This is a genomic window from Mesorhizobium sp. M0659 (assembly GCF_040320605.1).
GTDB lineage: Bacteria > Pseudomonadota > Alphaproteobacteria > Rhizobiales > Rhizobiaceae > Mesorhizobium.
Map to the genome: position 1 here is coordinate 289,598 of NZ_JAMYPY010000006.1, position 22,950 is coordinate 312,547.

The 22,950-nt window shown below is 63.3% G+C and carries 18 protein-coding genes and 1 tRNA gene; 7 read left to right on the forward strand and 12 right to left on the reverse strand.

Features of this window, described 5'->3' with window-relative positions:
- Window positions 1–12: 12 nt before the first annotated feature.
- Window positions 13–912 (reverse strand): bifunctional methylenetetrahydrofolate dehydrogenase/methenyltetrahydrofolate cyclohydrolase FolD, encoded by a 900-nt coding sequence (gene folD / locus NKI31_RS12980; RefSeq protein WP_023669302.1) that lies wholly within the window; start codon window positions 910–912, stop codon window positions 13–15.
- 355 nt (window positions 913–1,267) lie between these two features.
- Window positions 1,268–3,556 (reverse strand): GumC family protein, encoded by a 2,289-nt coding sequence (locus NKI31_RS12985; protein WP_352651763.1) that lies wholly within the window; start codon window positions 3,554–3,556, stop codon window positions 1,268–1,270.
- Window positions 3,557–3,754: 198 nt separating this feature from the next.
- Between NKI31_RS12985 and NKI31_RS12990 the strand changes: the two genes are divergently transcribed.
- On the forward strand, window positions 3,755–5,050 hold the full coding sequence (locus tag NKI31_RS12990) for a lipopolysaccharide biosynthesis protein (protein WP_352651764.1): 1,296 nt from the start codon (window positions 3,755–3,757) through the stop codon (window positions 5,048–5,050).
- Here the strand turns inward: NKI31_RS12990 and NKI31_RS12995 are convergent.
- The 3 genes from NKI31_RS12995 to NKI31_RS13005 are packed head-to-tail and all read right to left on the reverse strand — an operon-like array spanning window position 5,047 to window position 7,930.
- Window positions 5,047–5,970, reverse strand: coding sequence for a DUF6492 family protein (locus tag NKI31_RS12995; RefSeq protein ID WP_352651765.1), 924 nt, complete (start codon window positions 5,968–5,970; stop codon window positions 5,047–5,049). The two genes, NKI31_RS12990 and NKI31_RS12995, sit on opposite strands and share 4 nt — an antisense overlap.
- Window positions 5,967–6,761: a WecB/TagA/CpsF family glycosyltransferase gene (locus NKI31_RS13000; RefSeq protein ID WP_023669298.1), complete on the reverse strand. Its 795-nt coding sequence runs from the start codon at window positions 6,759–6,761 to the stop codon at window positions 5,967–5,969. Before NKI31_RS13000 ends, NKI31_RS12995 begins: the two co-directional genes overlap by 4 nt.
- A complete protein-coding gene (locus NKI31_RS13005) occupies window positions 6,758–7,930 on the reverse strand; it encodes a glycosyltransferase (RefSeq protein ID WP_352651766.1) in 1,173 nt (390 codons plus the stop codon). Before NKI31_RS13005 ends, NKI31_RS13000 begins: the two co-directional genes overlap by 4 nt.
- 172 nt (window positions 7,931–8,102) lie before the next feature.
- Between NKI31_RS13005 and NKI31_RS13010 the strand changes: the two genes are divergently transcribed.
- The 3 genes from NKI31_RS13010 to proC all read left to right on the forward strand — a co-directional run bounded on the left by NKI31_RS13010 (window position 8,103) and on the right by proC (window position 11,292).
- Complete coding sequence (locus NKI31_RS13010; RefSeq protein ID WP_023692395.1) at window positions 8,103–9,101, forward strand: glycosyltransferase family 2 protein; 999 nt, start codon at window positions 8,103–8,105, stop codon at window positions 9,099–9,101.
- Complete coding sequence (locus tag NKI31_RS13015) at window positions 9,070–10,389, forward strand: O-antigen ligase family protein (RefSeq protein WP_352651767.1); 1,320 nt, start codon at window positions 9,070–9,072, stop codon at window positions 10,387–10,389. The genes NKI31_RS13010 and NKI31_RS13015 overlap by 32 nt, the downstream gene beginning before the upstream one ends.
- Before the next feature lie 87 nt (window positions 10,390–10,476).
- Window positions 10,477–11,292 carry a pyrroline-5-carboxylate reductase gene (gene proC, locus NKI31_RS13020; RefSeq protein ID WP_023669294.1) on the forward strand — a complete coding sequence of 272 codons (816 nt, stop codon included), beginning with the start codon at window positions 10,477–10,479 and terminating at the stop codon, window positions 11,290–11,292.
- A 22-nt stretch (window positions 11,293–11,314) separates the two neighbouring features.
- Here the strand turns inward: proC and NKI31_RS13025 are convergent, their stop codons facing one another.
- The 7 genes from NKI31_RS13025 to NKI31_RS13055 all read right to left on the reverse strand — a co-directional run bounded on the left by NKI31_RS13025 (window position 11,315) and on the right by NKI31_RS13055 (window position 20,557).
- A complete protein-coding gene (locus NKI31_RS13025; protein ID WP_352651785.1) occupies window positions 11,315–12,217 on the reverse strand; it encodes an MBL fold metallo-hydrolase in 903 nt (300 codons plus the stop codon).
- Window positions 12,218–12,489: 272 nt separating this feature from the next.
- Window positions 12,490–12,882 (reverse strand): type II toxin-antitoxin system VapC family toxin, encoded by a 393-nt coding sequence (locus tag NKI31_RS13030; RefSeq protein ID WP_352651768.1) that lies wholly within the window; start codon window positions 12,880–12,882, stop codon window positions 12,490–12,492.
- Window positions 12,882–13,124 carry a type II toxin-antitoxin system VapB family antitoxin gene (locus NKI31_RS13035; protein ID WP_352651769.1) on the reverse strand — a complete coding sequence of 81 codons (243 nt, stop codon included), beginning with the start codon at window positions 13,122–13,124 and terminating at the stop codon, window positions 12,882–12,884. Before NKI31_RS13035 ends, NKI31_RS13030 begins: the two co-directional genes overlap by 1 nt.
- A gap of 71 nt (window positions 13,125–13,195) precedes the next feature.
- Entirely contained in the window at window positions 13,196–14,518 is a 1,323-nt protein-coding gene (locus NKI31_RS13040; protein WP_352651770.1) for an NAD(P)H-dependent oxidoreductase, read from the reverse strand.
- A gap of 152 nt (window positions 14,519–14,670) precedes the next feature.
- Window positions 14,671–16,065, reverse strand: a complete 1,395-nt coding sequence (locus tag NKI31_RS13045; protein WP_352651771.1) for a multicopper oxidase family protein — start codon at window positions 16,063–16,065, stop codon at window positions 14,671–14,673.
- A 182-nt stretch (window positions 16,066–16,247) separates the two neighbouring features.
- Window positions 16,248–20,081, reverse strand: coding sequence for a caspase family protein (locus NKI31_RS13050; protein ID WP_352651772.1), 3,834 nt, complete (start codon window positions 20,079–20,081; stop codon window positions 16,248–16,250).
- Between the two features lie 401 nt (window positions 20,082–20,482).
- Window positions 20,483–20,557: transfer RNA gene (locus tag NKI31_RS13055), tRNA-Thr, on the reverse strand.
- A 150-nt stretch (window positions 20,558–20,707) separates the two neighbouring features.
- On the opposite strand from NKI31_RS13055, the gene NKI31_RS13060 reads away from it, so the two are divergent.
- From NKI31_RS13060 to NKI31_RS13070, 3 genes are all read left to right on the forward strand, one after another.
- Window positions 20,708–20,902: a hypothetical protein gene (locus tag NKI31_RS13060; RefSeq protein ID WP_023669287.1), complete on the forward strand. Its 195-nt coding sequence runs from the start codon at window positions 20,708–20,710 to the stop codon at window positions 20,900–20,902.
- A 142-nt stretch (window positions 20,903–21,044) separates the two neighbouring features.
- On the forward strand, window positions 21,045–22,337 hold the full coding sequence (murA, locus tag NKI31_RS13065; protein ID WP_352651773.1) for a UDP-N-acetylglucosamine 1-carboxyvinyltransferase: 1,293 nt from the start codon (window positions 21,045–21,047) through the stop codon (window positions 22,335–22,337).
- A gap of 167 nt (window positions 22,338–22,504) precedes the next feature.
- Window positions 22,505–22,939, forward strand: a complete 435-nt coding sequence (locus NKI31_RS13070; RefSeq protein ID WP_352651774.1) for a DUF2948 family protein — start codon at window positions 22,505–22,507, stop codon at window positions 22,937–22,939.
- Window positions 22,940–22,950 lie beyond the last annotated feature (11 nt).

Sequence of the window (22,950 nt, forward strand, 5' to 3'; positions counted from 1 at the left end):
CTGCTTTCTGGGTCAGAAGGAAGGCCGCTTCAAGCCGGCCGCAAGGTAGGCTGAGGCTAACGTATTGGCCATCAGCATGGCAATGGTCATCGGTCCGACACCGCCGGGCACGGGGGTGATGGCGCCGGCGGCCTTGGCCGCTTCGGCATAGGCTACATCGCCGACGAGGCGGGTTTTGCCTTCGCCTTTCTCGGGTGCGGCAATGCGGTTAATCCCGACATCGATCACGGTGGCGCCGGGTTTGACCCAGTCGCCCTTGATCATTTCGGGCCGGCCGACGGCGGCAACCAGAATGTCGGCTGTGCGGGCCAGCGCCGGCAGATCCTTGGTGCGGCTGTGGGCAATGGTGACGGTGCAGTTGGCGGCAAGCAACAGATTTGCCATCGGCTTGCCGACGATGTTGGAGCGGCCGACGACGACCGCGTTGAGGCCGGAAAGATCCTTGCCGCGCACGCGTTCGATCAAAAGCATGGAGCCAGCCGGCGTGCAGGGCACGAAGGCTGTTTCGAGTTCGCCGGTGCCGAGCTTGCCGACATTGATGAAATGAAAGCCGTCGACATCCTTTTGTGGCGCGATGGCCTGGATGATCTTGCCGGCATCGATATGGGCGGGAAGCGGCAGCTGCACCAGAATGCCGTTGATGGCCGGATCGGCGTTGAGTTCGCCGATGATCTTCAGCAGTGCCGCTTCGGACGTGTCGGCCGGCAGTGTATGCTGCAGCGAATGAAAGCCGCATTCCTTGGCGGTGCGCGACTTCGACGCGACATAGACCTGGCTTGCCGGATCCTCGCCGACGATGACCACCGCCAAGCCGGGCTGGGCCTTTCCCTTGGCGACCAGGTCCTCGGTCAAGGCCTTGACCTTCTGAACCACGTCTGCGGCGACGATCTTTCCGTCAATCACTTCGGCCATGAACCATCCTCGACATCATTCCAGCCAAGGCGCGGCGCGCGCCTTGAACGTTGCTTCGTGCATGTCGTTGTTCCAAACGTTCCGCCCATTCGGGTAAAGCCCGACGGCAGCGTTTTTTGGGCGCCATGCTGCGCGGCATTGTCACGAAATTTGGCCTAAGCAATCCCGTCAAAGCGCCGTCACATGCCGTAAACTCGAAACCGGCAGCTTTTATTCTGTGCTGACGGGCTCAGAGCGACTCATCCTTTCACGGAAAGGCTGAACCGCTCTATTTCTTGTTTTGACGCAATTCCCAAGGGAAAGCGCGCTACGCGCTTTTCCCGGGAAAACCGTTTCACACTTTTCCTGGAATTGCTCAGAAATAGCGGCGGTGCGAACGGCTTTCGGTGAGTTCGCGCACCGCTTCGCGAAATTCGCGCAGGCTGGCGCGGATATCGTCGATTTGCGCCTGCTGGTCTTCCGGCGCCGCCCCAGCGGGCTGCGGAGAAGACCACGGCCCGGACGCCGCGGGCATCGGCTGAGCCTGCGAATAGGCATAGTCAGCCGGCTGACGAGGCTGCGCGTAGCCAGGCTGCTGCGCAGGGGAATTGGCGTGCGGAACCTCGTTCCGGAAGTCCGGCTGGCGATAGCCCACAGGCTCCTGCACCGGCCTTGTATATTCGGCGGCTGGTTGGGCGCGGTAGCTCTCGACGGGTTCGCCTGACGTCCCGCTACCCGGCGCGGCTTTGCGCACCGCCGAGAACAGTCCGTCGAACAGACCTGGGCTCCGGGCGGGAGCGGCCGCGGTCGGCAACACCGGAGGTGCTGCCGGTGGCGGCGCCACAGGCAGCGGCGCGCGATAGACCTTGTCCTCGACCGGAGGGGGGCGCTCGTCCATTCTGCCGCGCGAACGCGAATTGGCAGCGCCGCGCAGGCTGGCAAAGGCGCCGCGCATGGCGCCGACACCGATGCCCGAAGCAAGCCCGAGCAGCAGGCCGGCCATCGCTATTACAGCCCGCGACGGTCCGTTGGGTTCGAGCGGCGGTTGCGCGGGGGTCATCAGATTGATGTTGGTGGTGTTGATGTTTTGCTGTTCGCCGGTCTCCTTGGCGCGCAGAAGGTACTGTTCGTAGACGGAGCGTTTGGCCGTGGCGTCACGCTCCAGTTCGCGCAGGCTGACCAGATCGCTGTTGACGTCGCCGCTCTGGACCTTTGCCTGAGCCAGGCGGGAAGCGAGATCCTGCTCAAGCTGAACCGAGCGCTTCAAATCGACCTGCAGCGACGAGGCGATGCGGCGCAGTTCGCCTGCGATGCGCTCGCGCGAGCCGTCGAGCTGGGCGTTGAGCGCCTGGTATTCGGGATGACGCGGTCCCAGACGCACGGCGGCGCGGTCGGCCTCCTGCTTCAAAACTGCATATTGCGCGCGCAGTTCGCTCATCGTGTTGGAATTGATTTCTTCCGGCAAGGTGCCGTTGATGACCGAATTGACGTCCAGCGAACGCGCCGACGCGGCCCGGGCATTGAGTTCCAGCGTACGGGCCCGGGTGACTGAGAGCTGCTCGTTGAGCTTCAGCATCTGGTCGTCGCTGATCAGATGGCCCTGCGCGTCGACGAGATCATGCGTGGCCCTGAAATCCTCGACCTTGCGCTCCGCTGTCTCGACATTCTTGCGCAGGTCATCGAGCTTGGCCGTCAGCTGGTCCGTCGCGCGCCCGGCCATCCCGAACTGGTATTGGGCCGCCTCCTGCTGGAAAACGTCCCTGGTCGTATTGGCTATCTTCGCCGATTTGTCGGCGCTTTGAGTGGTGGCGCTGATGGAAACGACAAAGCTCTTGCCGCTGCGCTCAACCGACAGGCTCTTGGCCAGATTGCCGACCGCCAGCGCCTGGCGGCGCACTTCACCGCCGCCGCCAGGGCCATCCTGGCGCGACAGTATCGAGCGAATGAGCGACAGGACGCCAAGGCCGCCAGAGCCCTGTCCGTTGAATTCCGGATCGTCGACGAGATTGAGATCGGCCACGACCTTGTCGAGGACCTTGCCGGATGTCACCATCTTGATGCGGGTTTCGACAACAGCCAGCGCCGCATCGGGCTGCCCGACCGGTTGGGTGAGATCGTTGTCGGAAAGCTTCAGGTCGCCTGGCTCGATGACCATCTGTGTGGTGGCTTCGTATTTCTTCGGTGTCGAAACGGCGACGGCGACGCCGAGCACCGTGCCCAATATCGTAGTCGAGACGATCAGCAACTTGGAACGACTAATGCCGCGGACGACCTGGAGCGGATCGATCAGCGGTTTCCATTCCTGCCCGTCATCGTCGTCGCGGTCCGGTCGCTGCTCGTGGAAAGAGCGGGGCTCATAGGCGGCGTGCTGCTGACGCCGGCCGGAAATAGGCTCCTCACGCGCGCTGCCGGCCGAAACGGGTTCGCCGTCGGCCTGGAACTGCGGCGGCTCGGGCGGTGACGTTGGCGCCGGATTCGACCGCGCCTCGCGTTGCGAGCGGGCTATGCGGTGACGCGTGGCGGCATCCTCGCGCCATGACGGATCCACCCGGTCACCGATCGAGACCGCCGACGCATCCGCCGCCTCATCGCCGCGCACGGCTTTGCCGAGCGCCAGGAGGGAACGCTCGCGCCTCCAGTCTTCACGGTTTTCCCTGTCGACCATTGTCTCGAAACTTTACCTTCGACGGCGCGGGAGCGGCGGTCGGCCAATCGTTAAGTCACGCTAAACAGGCATGGGAAACAAAAGGTTAATTTCCGAAGTCTGCAAGTGAAAGTTTCTCGCTTCGCCACGCATTGCCGGGATCTGTAAAATGGCGTCAGAACCGCACGTTAAGCTTTCCGGCTTACGGCTTTCCTCGATATGACGCAGGCCAGCGACATACCGCAAAGGCGGACATTCGCCCGCATCGGCACCTTCCTTGCCGAAAGACGGGGGCTGGTTCGCGACTATCTTTCAGCCATCAGCGGCGCCGGCGGGCGGCTGGTGTTCTCGCTTGCCTATTTCATCGCACTTGCCAACACGCTGTCGATTGCCGAGTTCGGCATGTTCGCCACCGCCTCGGCGGCCGGCGTCATGCTGTCGCGCATCCTCGCTTTCGGCTTCATCTCGGCGCTTTACCGCACAGCCACCATCCGCCCCAATCTGATCGGCACCTTCACCGCCGGCTTCCTTTTGCTTGGCGCCGTGTCCTTACCACTGCTGGCGGCCGCCTCGTGGGGCGTCTACCTGATCTTCTTCGCCAGCACCGTGCCTCTGGCCGTCTTTGCCGCAATCGTCTTTGCCGAAGCGCTTTTGTGGCGGCCGGTCGAGGTGGTGCTGATCGTCAACAACGGGCTCGGCAAATTCGGCCGCGCCGCGGTGCTGTCGATCGTGACCACGGCGTTCCGTGCGCTGGGCGCCGTGCTGTTCATGCTGTCGGGGCAGCACAGCGTCTGGATCTGGTCATTGTTCTACATCGGCGCCAACGCCGCCTCGCTGCTGCTGGCCTTCGGCTTCTATTATCCACGCCAGCGGCTGAGGCTGCGCACCGAGCTCTATCTCAGGCGGCTTGCCGATTCGATCTATGTTGCCGGCGCCGAAGTGCTGTTCTACCTGCAGTCGGAATTCGACAAGCTGCTCGTCCTGGCGATCGGCGGGCCGCGTCTGGCCGGCATCTATGCCATCATCATGCGGCTGGTCGACCTGACGGCAATACCGATCCGCACCTTCTCGATGATGCTGGTGCAGAAGATGATGCGGTCGCCGGAGCTGTTGTCGCGACTGCGGGTCAAGAGCGGTATCGAAGCCGGCGTGTTCCTGGTATCGACATTGGCGCTGGCCGCACTCGGCATCGTGCTGCATTTCGTCCCCAATGCACTTGGCCGGAATGTCGCCGAGGCGGCGCCCTTGGTGGCATTGGCAATCGGCGTGCCGGGACTGCGCAACCTGGTCGAATACCAGGCCGAGCTGCTGTTCGCGCGCGGCCAGACCGCGCTCAGGGCGCTCAACCTCGGCCTGCTGGCGGGGCTGAAGGCGGTGCTGTTGACCTATGTGCTGACCACGATTGCCGACACGCCCACGCTTGTCGTATCGCTCAATGTCGTCTTCCTGCTGCTCTATCTCGCCTCGGCGCTGCTGACCTATTCGGCGCTGCGCAAGCCCGCCAAGGCAATCTAAGCCAATCCGATCAGGCGGCGGATGCGGCCGATATCGGTGCCGATGAAGGATTGCATGCCGATCGCCACCTGCCCCGGTGCCATAGCGGCGACGAAGCTGCGGAATTCGTCATCCGACAGCGCCTCCCCGGTCCAATGCACGCGGCAGAATTCCTCCGAGCCGTGGAAATGGCCGGCGCCCCCCAGCACATCGTCGACATAGCGGCCATAGATCATGCATTCGGAGAACCGGCGCACTGAAGCGATGACCTCGACCCAGCCGCGCGCGTGCACCTTCTCGATCTCGGCGCACATCGCCGTCACGGTCTGACGGCGCCAGGGGATCAGCGTCGAAATATAGTCGTGGTTCGAAACCTCGGATGCATCGATACCAATCGCCGAGGCCGCATTGCGCGACCAGATGCGATGCTCGTCGTGACCGTCGCTCGACAGCACGCCGTCGCGCCGGAACAGCCGCACCTTGCCGTCGCGCCAGAAGGCGCTCAGATCGAATGGCTTGAGGAAGGCGACGTCGGAATCGCAGAAGACCAGCACGTCTTCTCCAGCATGCGCAGCGATGGCGATGCGGCGCAGCTGCTGCACATGCCAGCCGCGCAGCGGCTGGGTCTTGAAACTGAGCCAGATGCGACGGCGAAAGAGGCTCATCGGATCGTCGAACACACGCAGCCAGCGCGGCAGCAGGTCGCGCTCGTCGACAACGCTGCGGCGGTCGTTTTCCAACTGGCGAAACAGCGCCACGTCGCGGTGCTCGACCAGAATGTAATGATGCGCCACGCCGGAGACATGGCGGTCGAGGGTCTCGCACAACAGGCGGCAGCGTTCGAAATCCGGCGCATAGCTGGCGGTCACCACCGCCGCCGTCGGCGTTTGCGGCAGGGCACCGGTCTCGGCTGCAGGGCTCGGCACGACGCGGCTGTTCACCGCAACTCTCCGGCGGGCTCGGGCCGACGCGAGAATTTCTGCCTGACGACACGCAGCAGGAACACCGGATTGCCGACGACGTAGCGGCGCCACAGCCGGCCGGGCTCGATGCACAGACGGAACAACCATTCGAGCCTCAGCTGGCGCATCCACAGAGGCGCCCGCGGCACCGTGCCGGAGAGAAAATCGAGCAGCGCGCCGACGGCGATCGGCAGCGTGCAGTGGCGGGCATCGATATGACGGGCGATCCACAATTCCTGGCGCGGCACGCCCATGGCCACAAGCAGCACGTCGGGCCGCAATGCCTCGATGCGATCGACGATCGCCTGCTCTTCGGCGGGGGAGAAATAGCCGTCATGGATGACGACGAATTCGTGCTGCACCGCCAGAGCGGCTAGCCTGACCGACGCCGCCTCGGCGTTGGCGCGGGTGGCGCCAAGCAACCCGACGGTCAGCGGCCTCGCCGATGCCTGCAGAAAGGCCGGAATGAGATCAGTGCCGTTGAGATTGTCCGGGAACGGCGCGCCGTAGAGCAGCTTTGCCGCCAGATCGACGCCAACGCCGTCAGGCAGGATGAGGAAATCGTCGAGCGCCTCGGCAAAAACCGGATCGGTAGAGGCGATGTTGGCGTTGTGAGCGTTGAGAAAACTGACCTTGGTGAAGCGCCGCTCGGCAATCAGACGAGCGAGCAGCGCGATCGCGTCATCCCAGCCGATGGCAAGGACCGAAATGCCAAGGATCGTCTTCAGCGTATCGAGCCCGAAGGCGGCGCGGGCGGTGTGCATGTTCATGCAAACACCTCCTCCCCCACCGACCCGAGCTTTTCCAGGCCGAGCCTGATGGCGGCATCCAGTGCCTTGATCTGCCGGCGGTGAAAGGCGCTGCCATCGACATCCTTGACATCGGCCGCCGCTGCCTCCAGCGCGCCGGCGAAGGCGGCCGGATCGTCGGTGACGAAGCAATTTGCCGGGCGATGATCGATGCCGCGCAGCGAACGGCTGGTGGCGACCGACGGCAGGCCGAGCTCGAAGGTTTCGATGGTCTTGAGCTGAACGCCGCTGCCCGCGGTGCTGATCAGTGGAATGACGGCGGCGCCGCGCACGAAATTCTGGGCGTCGGACACGCGGCCGACAAATTCGACACCGGGATGGGCAGAGGTGATATCCGACGGCATGTTGCCGGCGACCCTGATGCGAAAGCTCCGGCGAAGATGCGGCACGACTTTTTCCAGGAACCAGTCGAGGCCGATGCGGTTCGGCTGCCAGGTCCAAGTGCCGATCAGCGCCGCGTCGCAATCGATGCGGCGCGGCTTGACCGGCTTTGGCGCCGTGGCTGTGGTCACCAGCGGCAGCACCGCCGAGCGGTCGTCGCTGGCAACGCCGAGTGCGGCGCGGTCTTCCTCGGCCAGCGTGAAGACGAAGCGAGCCCGGCGGCAGAGCCGCTCCTCCATGGTCTTGAGCAGCCTGGCCTCGCGGGCAAACAGCAGGCGCTGGAAGCGACTGTTTGATGATGCCGCATTCTCTTTGGCCGAACCATGTTCGACATTGTGGGCGACGAAAATCGAGGGACGGTCGGCGAACAGTTTTTCAAAGGCGCCGGCGAACTGCACCGAATTCAGGACATAGCCGTCGAAGGGACCGGCGCGCTCGATCGCGGCACGGACTTCGCTGTCGGAAACCGCGCGCAGCTTCACGGAAGCGAAGGTGAGCCCTGACAGCACCGCCTTGCCAAGCCAGGCGAGCTTCTGCCGCGCCGAGGCGCTTTCCGTGCGCACGTCGACGGCGCCGAGCACGATGGTGTTTTCGGGGTCGCTGGGCGCCTTGCCCGGCCAGATGAAGCCGATGACGGTGACGCGCACGCCGGCGCGCCGCAAGGCGGCGATGATCGCAGCATTGGCGATCTCATAGCCCGAAGCGAGAGCGCCGTCGGGCACGATCGATGTGGCGAACAGCAGATGCATCTCACCTATCCAGGCGTCAGCCACTAGCAAAGCTGGGTGAACCCTTGATTAAATCACGCAACGCAACGGCTGAAAGGCGCGGACCGGCAGGCGCCGCTGCGAAAGGTGATTAACGAAACGTTATCGTCGCGGTGTTATCGAAAGCCAGATTCAAAACATGCGGCTGGAGCGGATGATCCCTTTGCCATCGGACGGTTCGGTATCGATTGCGGGACGCTCTCCGGGGCTCGCCGCAGAGACGATGGAAGCCGTCGTCACGCTGCCGACCTTCAAGCGGCCGCAACTGCTGCTCGAAACGCTGGCGTCGCTCAAGGCACAGCAAACCAGCCGGCGCTTCGCCGTCATCGTCATCGAAAACGAGGCCGAGGCGCGTGAGGGCGCCCAGGCGGCCGTGCCGCTGTTCGAACGCGACGATATGAAGGGCATGGTCATCATCGCGCATGAGCGGGGCAATTGCAGTGCCTACAATGCTGGCTGGCAGACGGCGATCCTGCATTTTCCGGATTTCCGCCACCTGCTGGTCATCGACGATGACGAGATCGCCGACGCGGACTGGCTGGAGCGCATGTGCAGGACGGCGGAGACGCTTGGCGCCGACATTGTCGGTGGCCCGCAAGTGCCGGTGTTTACCGATCCTGCTCACGCCAAATGGGCCGAGCACCCGGTGTTTGCGCCGCCCTATCGCCAGACCGGGCGCGTGGCCGCACTCTATTCCTCGGGCAACCTTCTGGTCGGGCGCAATGTGCTCACCATCATGGGGCCACCCTTCCTCGACCTGCGGTTCAACTTCATGGGCGGCGGCGATTCCGACTTCCTCAGCCGCTCGGCGCAGAAAGGTTTCGTGCTTGGCTGGTGCGCCGAGGCAAAGGTGCGCGAAGGCGTTCCGGCCCGGCGCGTCGAGGCTGACTGGATCCGCGCCCGATCCTTACGCAACGGTGTAATCTCGACGCTGGTCGAAAAGAAGAAGCGCGCCGGCACGCCATTCGCCGGCGCCAAGGTGTTTGCAAAAAGCCTGGCGCTGCTGATAGCCTCGCCCGTGCGCGGCGCAATCAAATTGGCGCGGACAGGATCGCTGTCGACGGCGCTTTACCCCGTCTATGTCTCGCTCGGCCGCGTGCTTGCCGAATTCGGATACGCCAATGAGCAATACAGGCAGCCTGAGAAGAACTGACGAGCTGCTGCTGGGCGGCATCGTCACCCGCGACGGCGTGGCGACGGCGATTGCCGCGCTGTTATTTGCCGTCGTCATCGTGTCGTTCCGGCCGTTTCAGCCGGCAGGCGCGGAACTGATCGGCGACGGCGGCGACATCGTCAACCAGCTCGGCTTCAGTTCGCTCGGCGCCATTTCGATCTTCTCACTGCTGACGTTCGCCGACCCCAAGGTGGTGCGCTCGCTGCTCAGCCCGTCCTGGATTCTGATGCTCGGCTTTTTCATGCTTTCGGTCATCAACGCGACCGACCCGTCCTCGGCCATGCGCGCGGCCTTCTTCACGCTGCTTGGCGTTCTGACGATAGCGACGGTCCTGGTGCTGCCGCGCGATGCCGACAGTTTTTCGAAAGTCATCATATTCTGCGCGATCGTCGTTATCGGCCTGTCCTATATCGGCCTCATCGTCTTTCCGCATGAGGCCCTGCATACGGCCGATTCGCAGGAGCCCGAACATGCCGGCCTGTGGCGTGGTGTGTTCGCCCACAAGAACATTGCCGGACCAATCATGGCCTGCTTCAGCTTCGCCGGCCTCTATCTCTTCCGGCGCGGCCAGAAATTCTGGGGCGTGGCGATCTTCGGCGCGGCGATGATCTTCATGCTGCACACCGGATCCAAGACGACGGCCGGCCTGGTGCCGTTCTCGATCCTGATCGTCGTGCTGCCGGGCCTGATCGGCATGCGGTTCGGCACGCCGATCCTGTTTGCACTGGCGATCATTGCGACGGCCATCGGTACCTTAGGCATCGTCTTCATCCCGCCGGTGAAAGAGCTGGCGGCCACCTATTTCCCCGACCTCACCTATACCGGGCGCGCGACGCTGTGGGAGTTCTCCGGCGAGATGCTGGCGAAGAAGCCCTGGACCGGCTACGGCTATGAAAGCTTCTGGGGCACGCCGCTGCTGCTGAGCCAGGACCAGCCTTTCGACCGGGCCTGGGACATCCGGACCATCGTGCATGGCCATGACGGCTATCTCGACATTGCGGTGCTGATGGGCATCCCGGCGCTGTGCGTTGCCGTCTACACTTTCCTGATCGCGCCGCTGCGCGACTACATGCGCATCCCGCCGCGCAAGGAGAACATCTATCTGGGTGACTTCTTCATGATGGTGGTGCTGTTCACGGCGCTGAACGCGTTCCTGGAAAGCTTCTTCTTCCATCGCGGCGACCCGGTGTGGCTGTTCTTCGTGCTCGGCGTGCTTGGCTTGCGGCAAGTGTCGCTGCGGCCGATCGCGGTGCGCCGGCGACCTTGACCGGCTGGCCTGATCCAGCACCCCTTGAGGGGCTTTCCCGTCTGCCCGCTAGCGTCTAAGGAGAACCCTTGTCTCGGAGGGCTCTCAATGACGATCAGGCTTGTTCTCGCCGGTTGCGGCAATATGGGTTACGCCATGCTTGCGGGCTGGCTGAAATCCGGCAAGCTTGCCCCGCAAGCCGTGTTCGTGGTCGAGCCCAATGCCGAATTGCGCAAGCGCGCCGAGCACCTCGGTTGCAGTGTCGCCGCGGACGCGAACGGGATCCCCGCCGACGCAGAGCCCGACCTCGTCGTCATCGCCGTCAAGCCGCAGGTGATCCGCGACGTCACCGCCGCCTATAAGCGCTTCGGCGACGGCAGGACTACCTTCGTCAGCATCGCCGCGGGCACGCCGGTCGCCACCTTCGAGCACATACTCGGCCATCTCGCGCCTGTTATCCGCTGCATGCCCAACACGCCGGCCGCGATCGGCAAGGGCATGATGGTGGTCTATTCCAACCCGCTGGTGACCGACGACATCAGGCGTTTCGTTGCCGAGCTGCTGTCGGCGAGCGGTGTGGTGACGACGATCGACGACGAAGGCCTGATGGACGCGGTGACGGCGGTTTCGGGGTCCGGTCCGGCCTACATCTTCCATTTCATCGAGGCGCTTACGGTTGCAGCCGAGAAGGCCGGGCTGCCGACCGAGACCGCCAGGCTGCTTGCCATGCAGACCGTCTATGGCGCTGCTGCACTCGCTGCCGAAAGCGGCGAGGAGCCCGGCGTCCTGCGCCAGCAGGTGACCAGCCCCAACGGAACCACGGCAGCCGCCCTTGCCGTGCTGATGGGCGAAGACCGGCTGACGAAGCTGCTGACCGAGGCGGTGGAAGCCGCGCGGCTGCGGTCGGTGGAATTGGGGAAGTAGCCGAGACGCTCGCGGGGCCGTATCAGCCCCACTTCATCTCACCCTTGGCGACCTTTGCGCCCAGTTCCAGGGACGAGACGTCAAGAAGATCGGGATAGCGCCGCTTCATCGCTGCAATCAGCTCGACGCTGGATTTCGCTTTTTCGGCTTCCTTATTGAAAGCTTCGAGGTAGGCGCGGGTGAATTCCACGGCCGCCAGACCGTCCGGTGCACCGGCTACCTGATGGGACGGCACCACGATGTTGGGTTTGCGGGACGCGATTTCGCTGAGCGCGGCAATCCATTTCTTGCGGTCGTCTACGGTTGGCTCGTCGGCAACCCAGACATGTACGCCGGACGAGATCAGCACGCCGCCGAACACCGCTTCAAGGCTGGGCACCCAGAGATACCGCCGGTCTTTCAGATCGGCGACGGTGACGATCTCGATCTTGTTTCCTTCGATTTCAAGTGAGGTGATATCGGATGCCTCGGGAATGACGACATCCGCCAGGACCTTCGGTCCATTGTCCTTGAGCTGCGGGCCCCAGACATCCAGCTTGGCTTGCACATTGGCTTTGATGGCAGCCACCGTCGCAGCGGCCGCGATGATCTTGGCGCCGGGGAATTCATCCGCGACGGGACGCAGGCCGAAATAATAGTCAGGGTCGCTGCAGCTGACGTAGATCGTGGTCAGAGTCTTGCCCGTCGCCTTGATTATCGCATCCGCGACCGCACGGCCATCCGACAGCGTAAATCCGCCATCGAGGAGGATGGCTTCCTTCTCACCGGTCAGCAGCACCGGCGTGCGGCGGAAACCCTTCTCGTCAGCCTGAAAATAGGTCCATTCCAGCTTGGCGACGGCCTTGGCTGCAAAAGCCAGAGGCTGAAGCATGGCAACCATGCCCGTTGCCAGAAGGGTTTTCATTGTTTCGCGTCTTGTCCAAATGGTTTGCAAGATTTCAACCTCAATGGGGTTCAACTGATCGTTCGGAGATTGGCATCTCGGCATCGTTTGAAAAACCCGGATCAAAAAGACAGACTATATGAATGGATCATACAATGGCAGCCGATGGTCTGCGTCGTCAGCACGAGCGCAATGATCAGGCGTGTTGCGCGAGCAGGTCAACAGCCCATGGCGCGAGCGCGGCAGCATTTGGCCTGCTGGGCGGGAGCGGCTGACGAAGCTGCTGGCCGAATCGTGGAACTGGGGCAGTAGGATCAGGCCAGATCGGTGTGGGAAAAGTCTTTCCCTTTGTAGAGCAAGGGCATCCCACAGCTTTTTGCCGAGGTATATGACAGGCAGTCAGCGAGATTGAGCTGAGCCGGGTGGCCGCGACCTTTTCCATAGTTCGAAAAAGCCTGGATCGCGAGCTTGGCATCACCGATTTCGATCGGAACCACCTCGATCTCGGCCTCACGCAGGAAGTCCTCTATCGCCTTTTCGGCGAAGAGCGGCTCCACCACCAACTTCGATGAAAGCCGCATCGCCGCTTCGAGCACGACCAGCGGAGATGTGATCCGTATCGAGGCCTGCCCGATCCGGCGGCTCCAATCGGCGGCGTCTTCCTCTCCGGCGAGGACAGCGATCACCACCGAGGTGTCGATGAACATCAGGAATGTCCCCACATCTCGTCGATCTCATCCCTAGTCAAATCCCTGCCGCCGCCTCCCGCCTTGGCCTTCAGATCGTTCGATATGGCGGCCAGCCGCTCAGCCAGCGGAACCTGTTCACGTTCGCGCTGAAGTTCGGATTCGAGCGCTTCGATCACCGCTTCGGTCAATGAAATCTTTGGCTTTTCGGCAAGCTGCCGGGCGAGGTCACGGGCGCGCGGGTCTCTGATCTGGAGATTCATTCTGGAAGCCTCCGTTCGCTGTCACTACAATATAGTGATCTTGTCATGACAAAGCCAGAGAGCTGGCCTGTTCATGCCATCTCAGCCCCGTAGAGCATATCATCCTGCAGCTTACGCAAAGCGAACAGCCTGGTAGTGCGGTCGGGCGTAGCATTGTCGGCGGTGAGCAGTTCGCCCTTCCTCACCGGTTTCAGCACCTTGCCGCCTTCGAGCAGGCCGACCGGCACTGCCAGATTGGCGCGCGCCTCTTCGACGGTCATGGTCCAGGAGCGGTAGCAAGTCTCGCCGATGGCATCGAAGGTCTCGCCCGTGGCGAGATCGCGCTTGGCCACCGCGCAGACTTCGGCCACCGGCTTCGGCAGCGGCACCATGTCGGGGCGGCCGTAGAGCATGATACGGGCCGCCGTCAGCGGCACTTCCAGCGAGGTCAGATGATACGGCCGGAAGAAGCTGTAGTAGGGGCCGTGGCCTATGTGCAGGTCGTCCATGCGCTCGACGATGCGCGGATGCGTCGCCTCGACGATGACGAACACGCCGGGCGCCACGCCCTTGCCGATGGTGTAGTCGACAACGCCCTTCTTCGACAGGATGCCGCCATCCGCCTTCGGGATGAGCACCTTGGCCAGCTGATCGCGGTCGGCCTTTGGGCCGTGCATGCCGGGAACGTCTGGGACCAGCCCGGTGGCGTTGGCGATGGCGCACATCTCGACCATGGTTTTCGAGCCGTCGACGAACTCGACCAGCATGCGCGGGTTCATGTTGCGGCGAAGGGCTTCCTCGCGATAGTCATCCGGAACGGCATCGTGGTTGAGCGGGTTGTTCTTGCCCTTGCCAGCCGAGACGATGGTGTAGCCGAGCGCGGAGGCAAACTCGATCAGCTCCATGCAGCTCGACGGCTCGTCGCCGGCGCCGACCGAATAGACGACGCCGAGCCGGTCTGCCTGCTGCTTGAGGTAGCAGCCGATCGTGACGTCGGCCTCGACATTCATCATCACCAGGTGCTTGCCGTGCTCCATCGCCTTCAAGTCGAAATCGGCGGCGACACCAGGCTTGCCGGTGGCGTCGATCACGACGTCGATCAGCGGATTGGTGACCAGCATCTCGTTCGAGGTGATGGCGATTTTCCCGGCCTCGATCGCCGCGGTTACTTTCGAACCCATGTCGGCCTCGACCGCCATCGCCTCGTCGCCATAGGCGATGCGGATGGCGTCACGCGCCGTGTGCGGACGCCGCGTCGAGATGGCGCAGATCTCGATACCGGGCATCAGCATGCCTTGCGTGACCAGGTCGGTGCCCATTTCGCCGGAGCCGATGACGCCAATGCGCACCGGGCGGCCCTCGGCGGCGCGCCTGGCGAGATCGCGGGCCAGTCCGGTCAGGGCGACATTGGTCATGCAAGCGTGTCCACGGCTTCTTGATTGCAGGCGGGAATAGCAGGGAACGGCCCCGCTTCGCCAACGAAACCAGCGGACGGCGGCAATTTCTCCGACAACAGGCCCGGCAGGTGAGGCCAACCCCGGTAGAGGCTGATTGACCCGCCTCGGCGTCAAACCACCCTGATATAGCTCGTCATGCCGGTTTTCTGATGTTCGATGATGTGGCAGTGCAGCAGCCAGTCGCCGGGATTGTCAGCGACGAAACCAAGCTGAACCTTCTCGTTGGGCTGCATGAGATAGGTGTCGGAGATGACCGGCTGAACCTGGCGCGTCGAAGACGACAGCACCTTGAAGCTCATGCCGTGCAGATGCATGGGATGCGATTGCGGCGTCAGGTTTTCCAGGTCGATGACATAGCTTTGGCCGAGCTTCAGCTCGGCCAAAGGCGCGGTCGGGTCCGGCGTGTCGCCGGGCCACGGCACCTTGTTGATGGCCCAGAAGGAGTAGCCGAGCGTGCCACATATGCTGTCGCTCGGCACGTTTTCCGCGGTGGCGCTGAGCGAGAGCGCGATGTGTTTCGCGCTGGCGAGATCCACCTCCGGCACCGGGTTCGCTTCCAGCGGTGCGAGGTCGCGCAGGTCGCGCTTAAGCGAGCTTCCGGTAGCGCGCAAGGTGGCGAGGACCTTGGGTTTGGTGCCCCTGATGTCGCCCAGGCTGACGATCGCGCCCTCCTGGTCAGGCATGCGGATGGCGAGCTCCATGCGCTGCCCCGGTCCGAGCAGCAAGGCATCGGGCGCAAAACGCTGCGGCACCGGATTGCCGTCGAGCGCGATGACCGCGGCCTCCGCACCCTCGACGCGAAAGGCGTAGATGCGGGTGACATCGGTGATGGCGACCCGCATCCGCACCAACCCGCCGGCCGGCGCGTCGAATTGCGGCTGGTCGAGCCAGTTGGCGGTGCGCACCGTGCCATAGGTTCCGGTTTTTGCGGCATCGCGCGGCCGGAATTGCTGGATGAACTGCGCGTCGTCGCCGAGGCGCCAGTCGCGCAGATTGACGATTGCCTCGGCGTCGAATTTGGGATCGTTGGGGTGTTCGACCACGATCACGCCGGTGAGGCCATGGCCCATCTGCTCCAGCGTGTTGCAATGCGGGTGATACCAGAACGTGCCGGCGTCGGGCGGCGTGAAGGCGTAGTCGAAATGATCGCCGGTGTAGACGTAGGGCTGAACCAGGAAGGGGACGCCGTCCATCTTGTTTGGAACGCGAATGCCGTGCCAATGGATGGTCGTCGGGTCGTCGATGGCGTTGACGAGACGCGCGGCAAAGGGCTCGCCCTTTTTCATCCTGAGCACCGGCGGCATGCCTGATTCACCATACGTCAGGACATCCCGGGTCTCGCCCGCATCCATGAACCTGGCCTGGATCTTTGCCGTCTTGAGCACCACCGGCTCAGGTGTGACAGCTGCCCAACCGCTGAGCCTGGTCATTGCTGCCAGCCCGACGCCGCCACCGCCGGCAACCGCAGCCGTTTTCAGAAGCCCGCGGCGGGTGAATAGGGTCATCTGGCGCTCCAACGGAATATGATTACCTGTCGTCCTGAATGACGGGTGGCGACCGGCGCACAAGCCGATACTGCCACATCGCATCTCTGTCATGCCATGGCGAGCCGGTGACATCTGCTTGCGCAACAGCGTGAACGCTGGCGTGCCCACCATTCGCCCGCATCCGGGAGCGCGGGCTCGGATTAATGCAACTCGGCCAGCAACGCCTGTGCCTCGGCGAGGTTCTTTTCGGAACCGGCGGCGAGATCGTCCATCTTCTTGTCACGGAAGATGACGAGCGCGTCCTGGCAGGCGGCGATCGCTTCCTGTGCCATCGCCTTGTCCTTGCGGGCGGCGCCCAGGTCGGCCAGCACGTCGCACAGGCTGTCCTGCGTGAAGGCGACAGCCGGCACCGAATTGATCTTCTTTTGCACCACGATCGCCTCGCGCAGGACCAACACCGCCTCCTCGAAATGCGCGACATTGTTTTCGGCGCGGCCGGCCATGGTCAAGGCATAGCCCATCTCGTTGCGCGCATTGGCCCAACGTTCGGGATCGCGGTCGCGACCGAGCTGCTCGGCAAGCGCCCGGTTGACGACAATCGCCTCCTCGTACAATTCAGCCGAAGGCTCGCGGGCCGCGATCATGCTCAGCGTCTGCGCGAGACTGGTCTGGTTGGTGATCCAGAGATCGGGATCGCGGGCGATCGTTCGCACCGTGGCGAGGTCGCGGTAGATCTGAGCGGCTCGTTTCAGCTTGCCGACATCGTTCGCCCAGTAACCAAGACTCGACAGCCCGCCGGCGAGATTGTTCTGATTGTTCTCCCAGACAGCCAGCGCATTCTCGCGCGTTACCACGCTGAGCGCTGCGTCATAGGCGGCAATCGCGCGGGTGAGCAACTCGACGTCCTTGCCGTCCGCGGCCATCAACAAGGCATTGCCGATATCGCCCTTGGTGCGCGCCCATTGCATGCGGTTGGGAAAACCGTCGTAGATCCGCGCTGCCGTCTCGAAGCTCTGCACGGCCTTGGCGTAGAACGTGGCGTCGCCACCAATCCGGCCCTGGCTGTAGACGGCAAAGCCGAGGTCGTAATTGATATTGGCCCACTCCTCCGGGTCGGCGTCCTTGGAGTAGGCGGGGAGCGCGGCTTCCAGCATGTCGGCTGCTTGCGCCAGCAAGTCCAGGTTGGATGTATCGTCGCCCAGGATCGACAGGGTCTGGCCGAGCACGCGCCGCGTCTGGCCGATCTCCGTGACATCACCGCCTTTCGTCTGCCCGTCGAGCGCCGCCCGCAGCGCGTCGACCGATTGCTGCAGCAGTTGATCGTCAGAGGCCAGCTTGCCTGACATCATCAACGCGCAGCCGAGGCGGAATTCCGTCTTGGCCCAATTGGCTGGGTCCTTGTCGCGGGTGCGAACCCTGAGCACCTGACCGTAGACATCGATCGCCTGCCGCAGGGTCGAGATGTCCCCCGCGCGTTCGCCCCAGTTCGATAGCGTGCCTGCAAGGCTGTAACCAATCGAAGCGAACTCGCCCGGCGCGGCGGTTGCGGTATAGACCTCCCATGCCTGACGATACGCGGTCACCGCCTGAATGTAGTAATCGGTTCCCGTATCGAGATCGCCGAGCGTGTCGTTGACCGATCCCAGATTCTGCTGCAGCGAAGCCCAGTCAAGCGGCAGTTTCTCACGCGGATATTCGGACAGAGCGGCCTGGTACGCGGTGGCTGCCTGCAGCAGCAGTTCCTTGTTCTTCTGCTTGGCGCCGAGGCGCTGCAAGGCGTTGCCCAGCGTCAGCTGGCCGTTCGCCCAGCTCGCCGCGGCGTGCTCGCGCGTCCGAACCGAAAGCGCTGCCTCCGCCGCCTCCCGCGCGCGCTGCAACGCGGCGATATCGCCGTTGATCTCGCCGATCGACTCGAATGCGGTGCTCAAATTGTTCTGGATCGTCGCCCATTGCGCCGGCGCGCGTTCCCTGGTCATCTCCTCAGCCGCCGCCTGGAAGGCCGCGACCGATTGCTCAAGCGTCGGTACATCCTTTTCGCGCGCGCCGAGGCTCGCCAGAACGACACCCAGATTGATCTGGCTCAATGCCCAGTCGAGCGGTACGCGATCCCGGCGATATTCTGTCAGCGCGGCGCGATGCGCCGATATCGCTGCGCGAAAGCTGTCGCTCGTCGGCTCGCGCTCGCCCAGTTCGGACAGCACAACGCCGAGATTGTTCTCGGTCGCCGCCCATTCGAGTGGTAGTTTTTTCGACCCCTGAACCTCAAGCACCGAGCGGAAGGCGGCGACCGCCTTTTCGAGCAGCGCGGTGCCGTTCTCGCGCCGGCCGAGCTGCCAGTAGACCGCGCCTAGATTGCCGAAAGTCCTGGCCCAGTCGTCCGGATAGCCGTCGCGCGTGTAGACGCTCAGCGCTTGCTCAAAGGCGGCTGCCGACTTGTCGAGATTGTCGCGGCCGGCCTCGCGCTCGCCCAGTGTCGACAGAGTGATTGCGATATTGTTTTCGGTGGCCGACCAGCGGATCGGCGCGTTTTCGCGCGTCACATAAGTCAGGCTCTTTTCATAGGCCGCGACGGCCTGGAGCAGAAAGGCGTTGTCGCCCGAAAAAGAGCCGTGCGCGGAGAGCGCCTCGGCTTCCGCTGACTTGTAGGTCCAGGCGTCCTCGTCGCTCCATTTTTCTACCTCGTCATAGGCCTTGGCGTAATCTTGAGCCGCCTTCAGATAGTCAAAGGACAGTTCATAGGTTTGCGCACTGCTGGCGAAAACCTCCGCAAACTCCTGCCGCCGTGCCTTGATGTCGGCCTCCGCCTGATCGACAGTCGTTGACAGTTCGCCGACGCGCGCCTTGGCCTGCTCGTGGAATTTTTTGGCGGCCTCGAGCGCGCCCTCCCGTACCGCCTGTTCGGCGAGCCCGGTCAGCCTGACGATCTCCGGGTCCTGGCTCTTCAGCGCGGCCTGCTCGGCCAGCACCTGTTTCAGCCGCTCGGTCTGGCCGCGCAGCAATTTGTCGAGTTCGGCCGGATCCTTGGGTATGTCGACCCCGAGCGCCTTCAGCATGGCGTAGAGCCCATCCATCGGCACCTTGCCGTCACGCGCTATGGTTTCGATCTGGCGGCGCTCCGGATCGGGTAGCGTCGAGATGGTCAGCAGGAGCTGGCGCCGCTCCCTTAGGATTTCCCCCTCGTCGCCTTTCGGCGCCTCGGCGGGGGTACCGAAATAGAGCAGCCGGCGCAGGCTCTCATTGACCCAGGGCCGCTGCTGGCCATTGGTCTTGAGATAGACCTCCTCGCCGATCATGCGCAGAACGGTGCCGAATTCCTCGCCGCCCATCGTGTCGATGTGGCGCAGGATCGCTGCCGCATAGGGGCTGTTGCCATCGGCCGGACCGTCCAGCGCAACCTTGCCGGGCTCGGCGGCAAAGGCCATGACCTGGCCGAGGCTGTCGTCGACCGAGCCCTTGGCCTCGGCGCCGCCTTTCAGGGAAACCACGCCCCGCGTTTCGCCGAGACCGCCGGCGCCGATCGGCTTGCCTTCGTCGCCCGGCGCCAGCTTCAAGAGCGTGCCCGGCGGGAACGGATCGTTGCGGCAGGCGTCCAGCAGAACGATGGTGACCGGCACCTTGGCCTTCAGTTCGGCGACGATGGACGACAGCGGCACCAACTTTTCGCCGGCATTGTCGAGTGCCGAAATAACGGCATCGACAGGGACCAGATAATTCTCGCCGCCGGCTTCGATGCCGTGGCCGGAATAGTAGATGATGGCGACATCGGCGCCCTCGGCATCGTCGACGAAGCCTTCGAGATCGCGCCGCAATTTGCGTGCGTCGCGATTGGTGGCGACATTTGTCTCGAAGCCGAGCTTGTCGAACATCTCCTCGATGGCGCGGGCGTCGTTTTCCGGATTGGGCAGTTTGCCGACATGCTGGTAGTCGGACTGACCGATGATGAGCGCGACGCCTTTCAGCGCCTTCGGCTCTTCAGCCAAAGCGGGGCCAAACGCGCATAGGCACACCAGTGCCGCGGCAAGTGCCGCGCACATGCGCCCTGTCGCACCTGCTGTTCGCCCAAAGAGCATTCTCTACCCCAAAACCCGACGCTATCTTCCGCAAGCGAGATGGCATCATGATGGCCGGCCGATGGCAAGTCCTTGGGCGAGCTGTGTTCTTGTCATGGATATGCGTACGAGGCGGCTGGCTTTCAGCGTGCGAGCGGTAGTGTTCAGCATGCCGGATACGGCCAGTCCGGCCTGTTCATGAGTTGACAGGTCCGGACTTGTTGAGCAGTCGTCCGGCCCCGTAGAGCCTCTTTCTCTCAATGTTTCCGGGCGAGGTGGCCACGGTTGGATGCGCGGGATTGGCACTTTTGCGTCAGCCGGCTTTTTTGGTCCGCAACGAGACCCCGACTTCGCGACTGCATCTTTTTAAAATCAAAGGAATGATCTGGTGCTGCGAGAGAGGATTGAACTCTCGACCTCTCCCTTACCAAGGGAGTGCTCTACCACTGAGCTACCGCAGCCGCTGATGGCGGGGCTTCTGCCATATAGAACCGGCAAGCGCAAGGCGTCTGTGAAAGGCTTTGCCAGACAAGTTTCGCTGACATGGCGGCGCCACAATGCTAGCTATCCCTTGAACGGCAGGCCCTGCCAGTTGCGGGCGGGACGGAACGATGGACGAGAAGACAATTCCACCGAAAAAGGCTGATCCGGAAAAAAAGGACGGGACTGACCGCAAGGACCGTCTGGCCGAGCAGCTGCGCGCCAATCTCATGAAGCGCAAGACGCAAGCGCGCTCGCGGCGCACCGGTGATCCTGACCAGCGGCCCGAAGGACTGCCGGCTGCTGAAAAAATGCACAAGGACTGACCGATATCAGCCACACTGGCCGGTCACCTTGGCCAAAGGGGCTCAGAAATCCTATTTCTTGAACCAAGCCGGCCAATGGTCTAGACGGGCCGATACGCAAACTGACGAAAACCGGCCTTTCGGGCCGAGGGGACATTCTCTCATGGATCGCATCAGAATTGTCGGCGGCAACAAGCTCGCCGGAAGCATTCCGATTTCGGGCGCGAAAAACGCCGCTTTGCCGCTGATGATCGCCTCGCTGCTCACCGACGACACGCTGACGCTGGAAAACGTGCCGCATCTGGCCGATGTAGAGCAGCTGATCCGCATTCTCGGCAATCACGGCGTCGACTATTCGGTCAACGGCCGCCGCGAGAAGCAGAATGAGGGCTATTCGCGCACCATCAATTTCTCGGCCCGCAACATCGTCGACACCACCGCGCCTTACGAGCTGGTGTCGAAGATGCGGGCATCGTTCTGGGTGATCGGCCCGCTGCTGGCCCGCATGGGCGAGGCGAAAGTGTCGCTTCCCGGCGGTTGCGCCATCGGCACGCGGCCGGTCGACCTGTTCCTTGAAGGCCTGCAGGCGCTGGGCGCCGACATCGATGTCGACACTGGTTATGTGCTGGCCAAGACCAGGAACGGCCGCCTCGTCGGCAATCGCTATGTGTTCCCGAAAGTCTCCGTCGGCGCCACCCATGTGCTGATGATGGCGGCGGCGCTCGCCAAGGGCGAGACGGTGCTGGAAAACGGCGCCTGCGAGCCCGAAATCGTCAACCTCGCCGAATGCCTCAACGCCATGGGCGCAAAAATTTCCGGCGCCGGCACTCCAACCATCACCATCGATGGCGTCGAATCGCTGTCGGGCGCGCGCGTGCGCGTCATCCCCGACCGCATCGAGACCGGGACCTATGCCATGGCTGTGGCCATGACCGGCGGCGATGTCGTGCTCGAAGGCGCCCGCCCCGAGCTGCTACAGACCGCGTTGGATGTGATTGCCCAGACCGGTACCGAGATCACGCCGACCAACTCCGGCATTCGCGTTAAGCGCAACGGCGCCGGCATTTCGCCGGTCGACGTCACGACGGCGCCCTTTCCGGCCTTCCCGACCGATCTGCAGGCGCAGTTCATGGGCCTGATGACCATGGCCAAGGGCAAGTCGCGCATCACCGAGACCATCTTTGAAAACCGCTTCATGCATGTGCAGGAACTGGCCCGGCTCGGCGCCCACATCACGCTGTCCGGCCAAACGGCGATCGTCGACGGCGTCGCCAAGCTGAAGGGCGCACCCGTCATGGCGACCGATCTGCGCGCCTCGGTGTCGCTGGTCATCGCCGGTCTGGCGGCCGAAGGCGAAACGACGGTCAACCGCGTCTACCACCTCGACCGCGGTTTTGAGCGGCTGGAAGAAAAGCTCTCCAATTGCGGCGCGGTGATCGAGCGGATTTCGGCTTGACCGCACGGCAGTTGCTTCAGACAGACAGGCGTCTGGTGCTGCCTCCATTCACCGCCAACACTTCAAACCCGAGGCGCTAGCCTCGGGGTGAATTTGTGTCGCGGTTGCACCGACCGGAAAGACCGCCTAACAGAAGGCTGAAACCAACTTTCAGGTGTGCATTCGGCATGGCAGCCCTCAAACTCATTGCGCTCGACGATCAGGATCTGAGCATCGTCTCGGCTCACGTCCAGGACGCCGTGATGAAGGTCTCGGATCTCGAATACCTGCCTTCGGCCAAGCGTTTCATATTGACCATGAACCGCTTCGTCTGGGAGGCGAAGTCCGGGCTGTTCAGCCAGCACAATGAGCGGCGCCAGGCGGTGTTGCATTTCGACCGCGTGCTCGGCGCCAAGACCAGCGGCATTGCCCGCGATCGGCCGGCCGAGGTGCTGTCGCTTCTGGCAATCAGCTTTATCGAAATCAGCAAGCCGGCCGGCATCGTCGAATTGGTCTTTTCCGGCGGCGGCGCGATCATGCTCGACGTCGAATGCGTCGAGGCGCGGCTTGCCGACATAGGCGGCGCCTGGGAAGCGACCTCGCGTCCGGTGCACAGGGTGTAGAGCATGATCCC

Bases quoted from the DNA above. Each gene is read 5' to 3' on its own strand.
- NKI31_RS13060 (WP_023669287.1), top strand. From the start codon at position 20,708: ATGGACGAGAAGACAATTCCACCGAAAAAGGCTGATCCGGAAAAAAAG.
- NKI31_RS13070 (WP_352651774.1), top strand. From the start codon at position 22,505: ATGGCAGCCCTCAAACTCATTGCGCTCGACGATCAGGATCTGAGCATC.
- NKI31_RS13050 (WP_352651772.1), bottom strand. From the start codon at position 20,081: ATGTGCGCGGCACTTGCCGCGGCACTGGTGTGCCTATGCGCGTTTGGC.
- NKI31_RS13005 (WP_352651766.1), bottom strand. From the start codon at position 7,930: ATGCATCTGCTGTTCGCCACATCGATCGTGCCCGACGGCGCTCTCGCT.
- NKI31_RS13040 (WP_352651770.1), bottom strand. From the start codon at position 14,518: ATGACCAATGTCGCCCTGACCGGACTGGCCCGCGATCTCGCCAGGCGC.
- NKI31_RS13015 (WP_352651767.1), top strand. From the start codon at position 9,070: ATGAGCAATACAGGCAGCCTGAGAAGAACTGACGAGCTGCTGCTGGGC.
- NKI31_RS13000 (WP_023669298.1), bottom strand. From the start codon at position 6,761: ATGAACATGCACACCGCCCGCGCCGCCTTCGGGCTCGATACGCTGAAG.
- NKI31_RS12985 (WP_352651763.1), bottom strand. From the start codon at position 3,556: ATGGTCGACAGGGAAAACCGTGAAGACTGGAGGCGCGAGCGTTCCCTC.
- folD (WP_023669302.1), bottom strand. From the start codon at position 912: ATGGCCGAAGTGATTGACGGAAAGATCGTCGCCGCAGACGTGGTTCAG.
- NKI31_RS13010 (WP_023692395.1), top strand. From the start codon at position 8,103: ATGATCCCTTTGCCATCGGACGGTTCGGTATCGATTGCGGGACGCTCT.
- proC (WP_023669294.1), top strand. From the start codon at position 10,477: ATGACGATCAGGCTTGTTCTCGCCGGTTGCGGCAATATGGGTTACGCC.
- NKI31_RS13030 (WP_352651768.1), bottom strand. From the start codon at position 12,882: ATGTTCATCGACACCTCGGTGGTGATCGCTGTCCTCGCCGGAGAGGAA.
- NKI31_RS13045 (WP_352651771.1), bottom strand. From the start codon at position 16,065: ATGACCCTATTCACCCGCCGCGGGCTTCTGAAAACGGCTGCGGTTGCC.
- NKI31_RS13035 (WP_352651769.1), bottom strand. From the start codon at position 13,124: ATGAATCTCCAGATCAGAGACCCGCGCGCCCGTGACCTCGCCCGGCAG.
- murA (WP_352651773.1), top strand. From the start codon at position 21,045: ATGGATCGCATCAGAATTGTCGGCGGCAACAAGCTCGCCGGAAGCATT.
- NKI31_RS12990 (WP_352651764.1), top strand. From the start codon at position 3,755: ATGACGCAGGCCAGCGACATACCGCAAAGGCGGACATTCGCCCGCATC.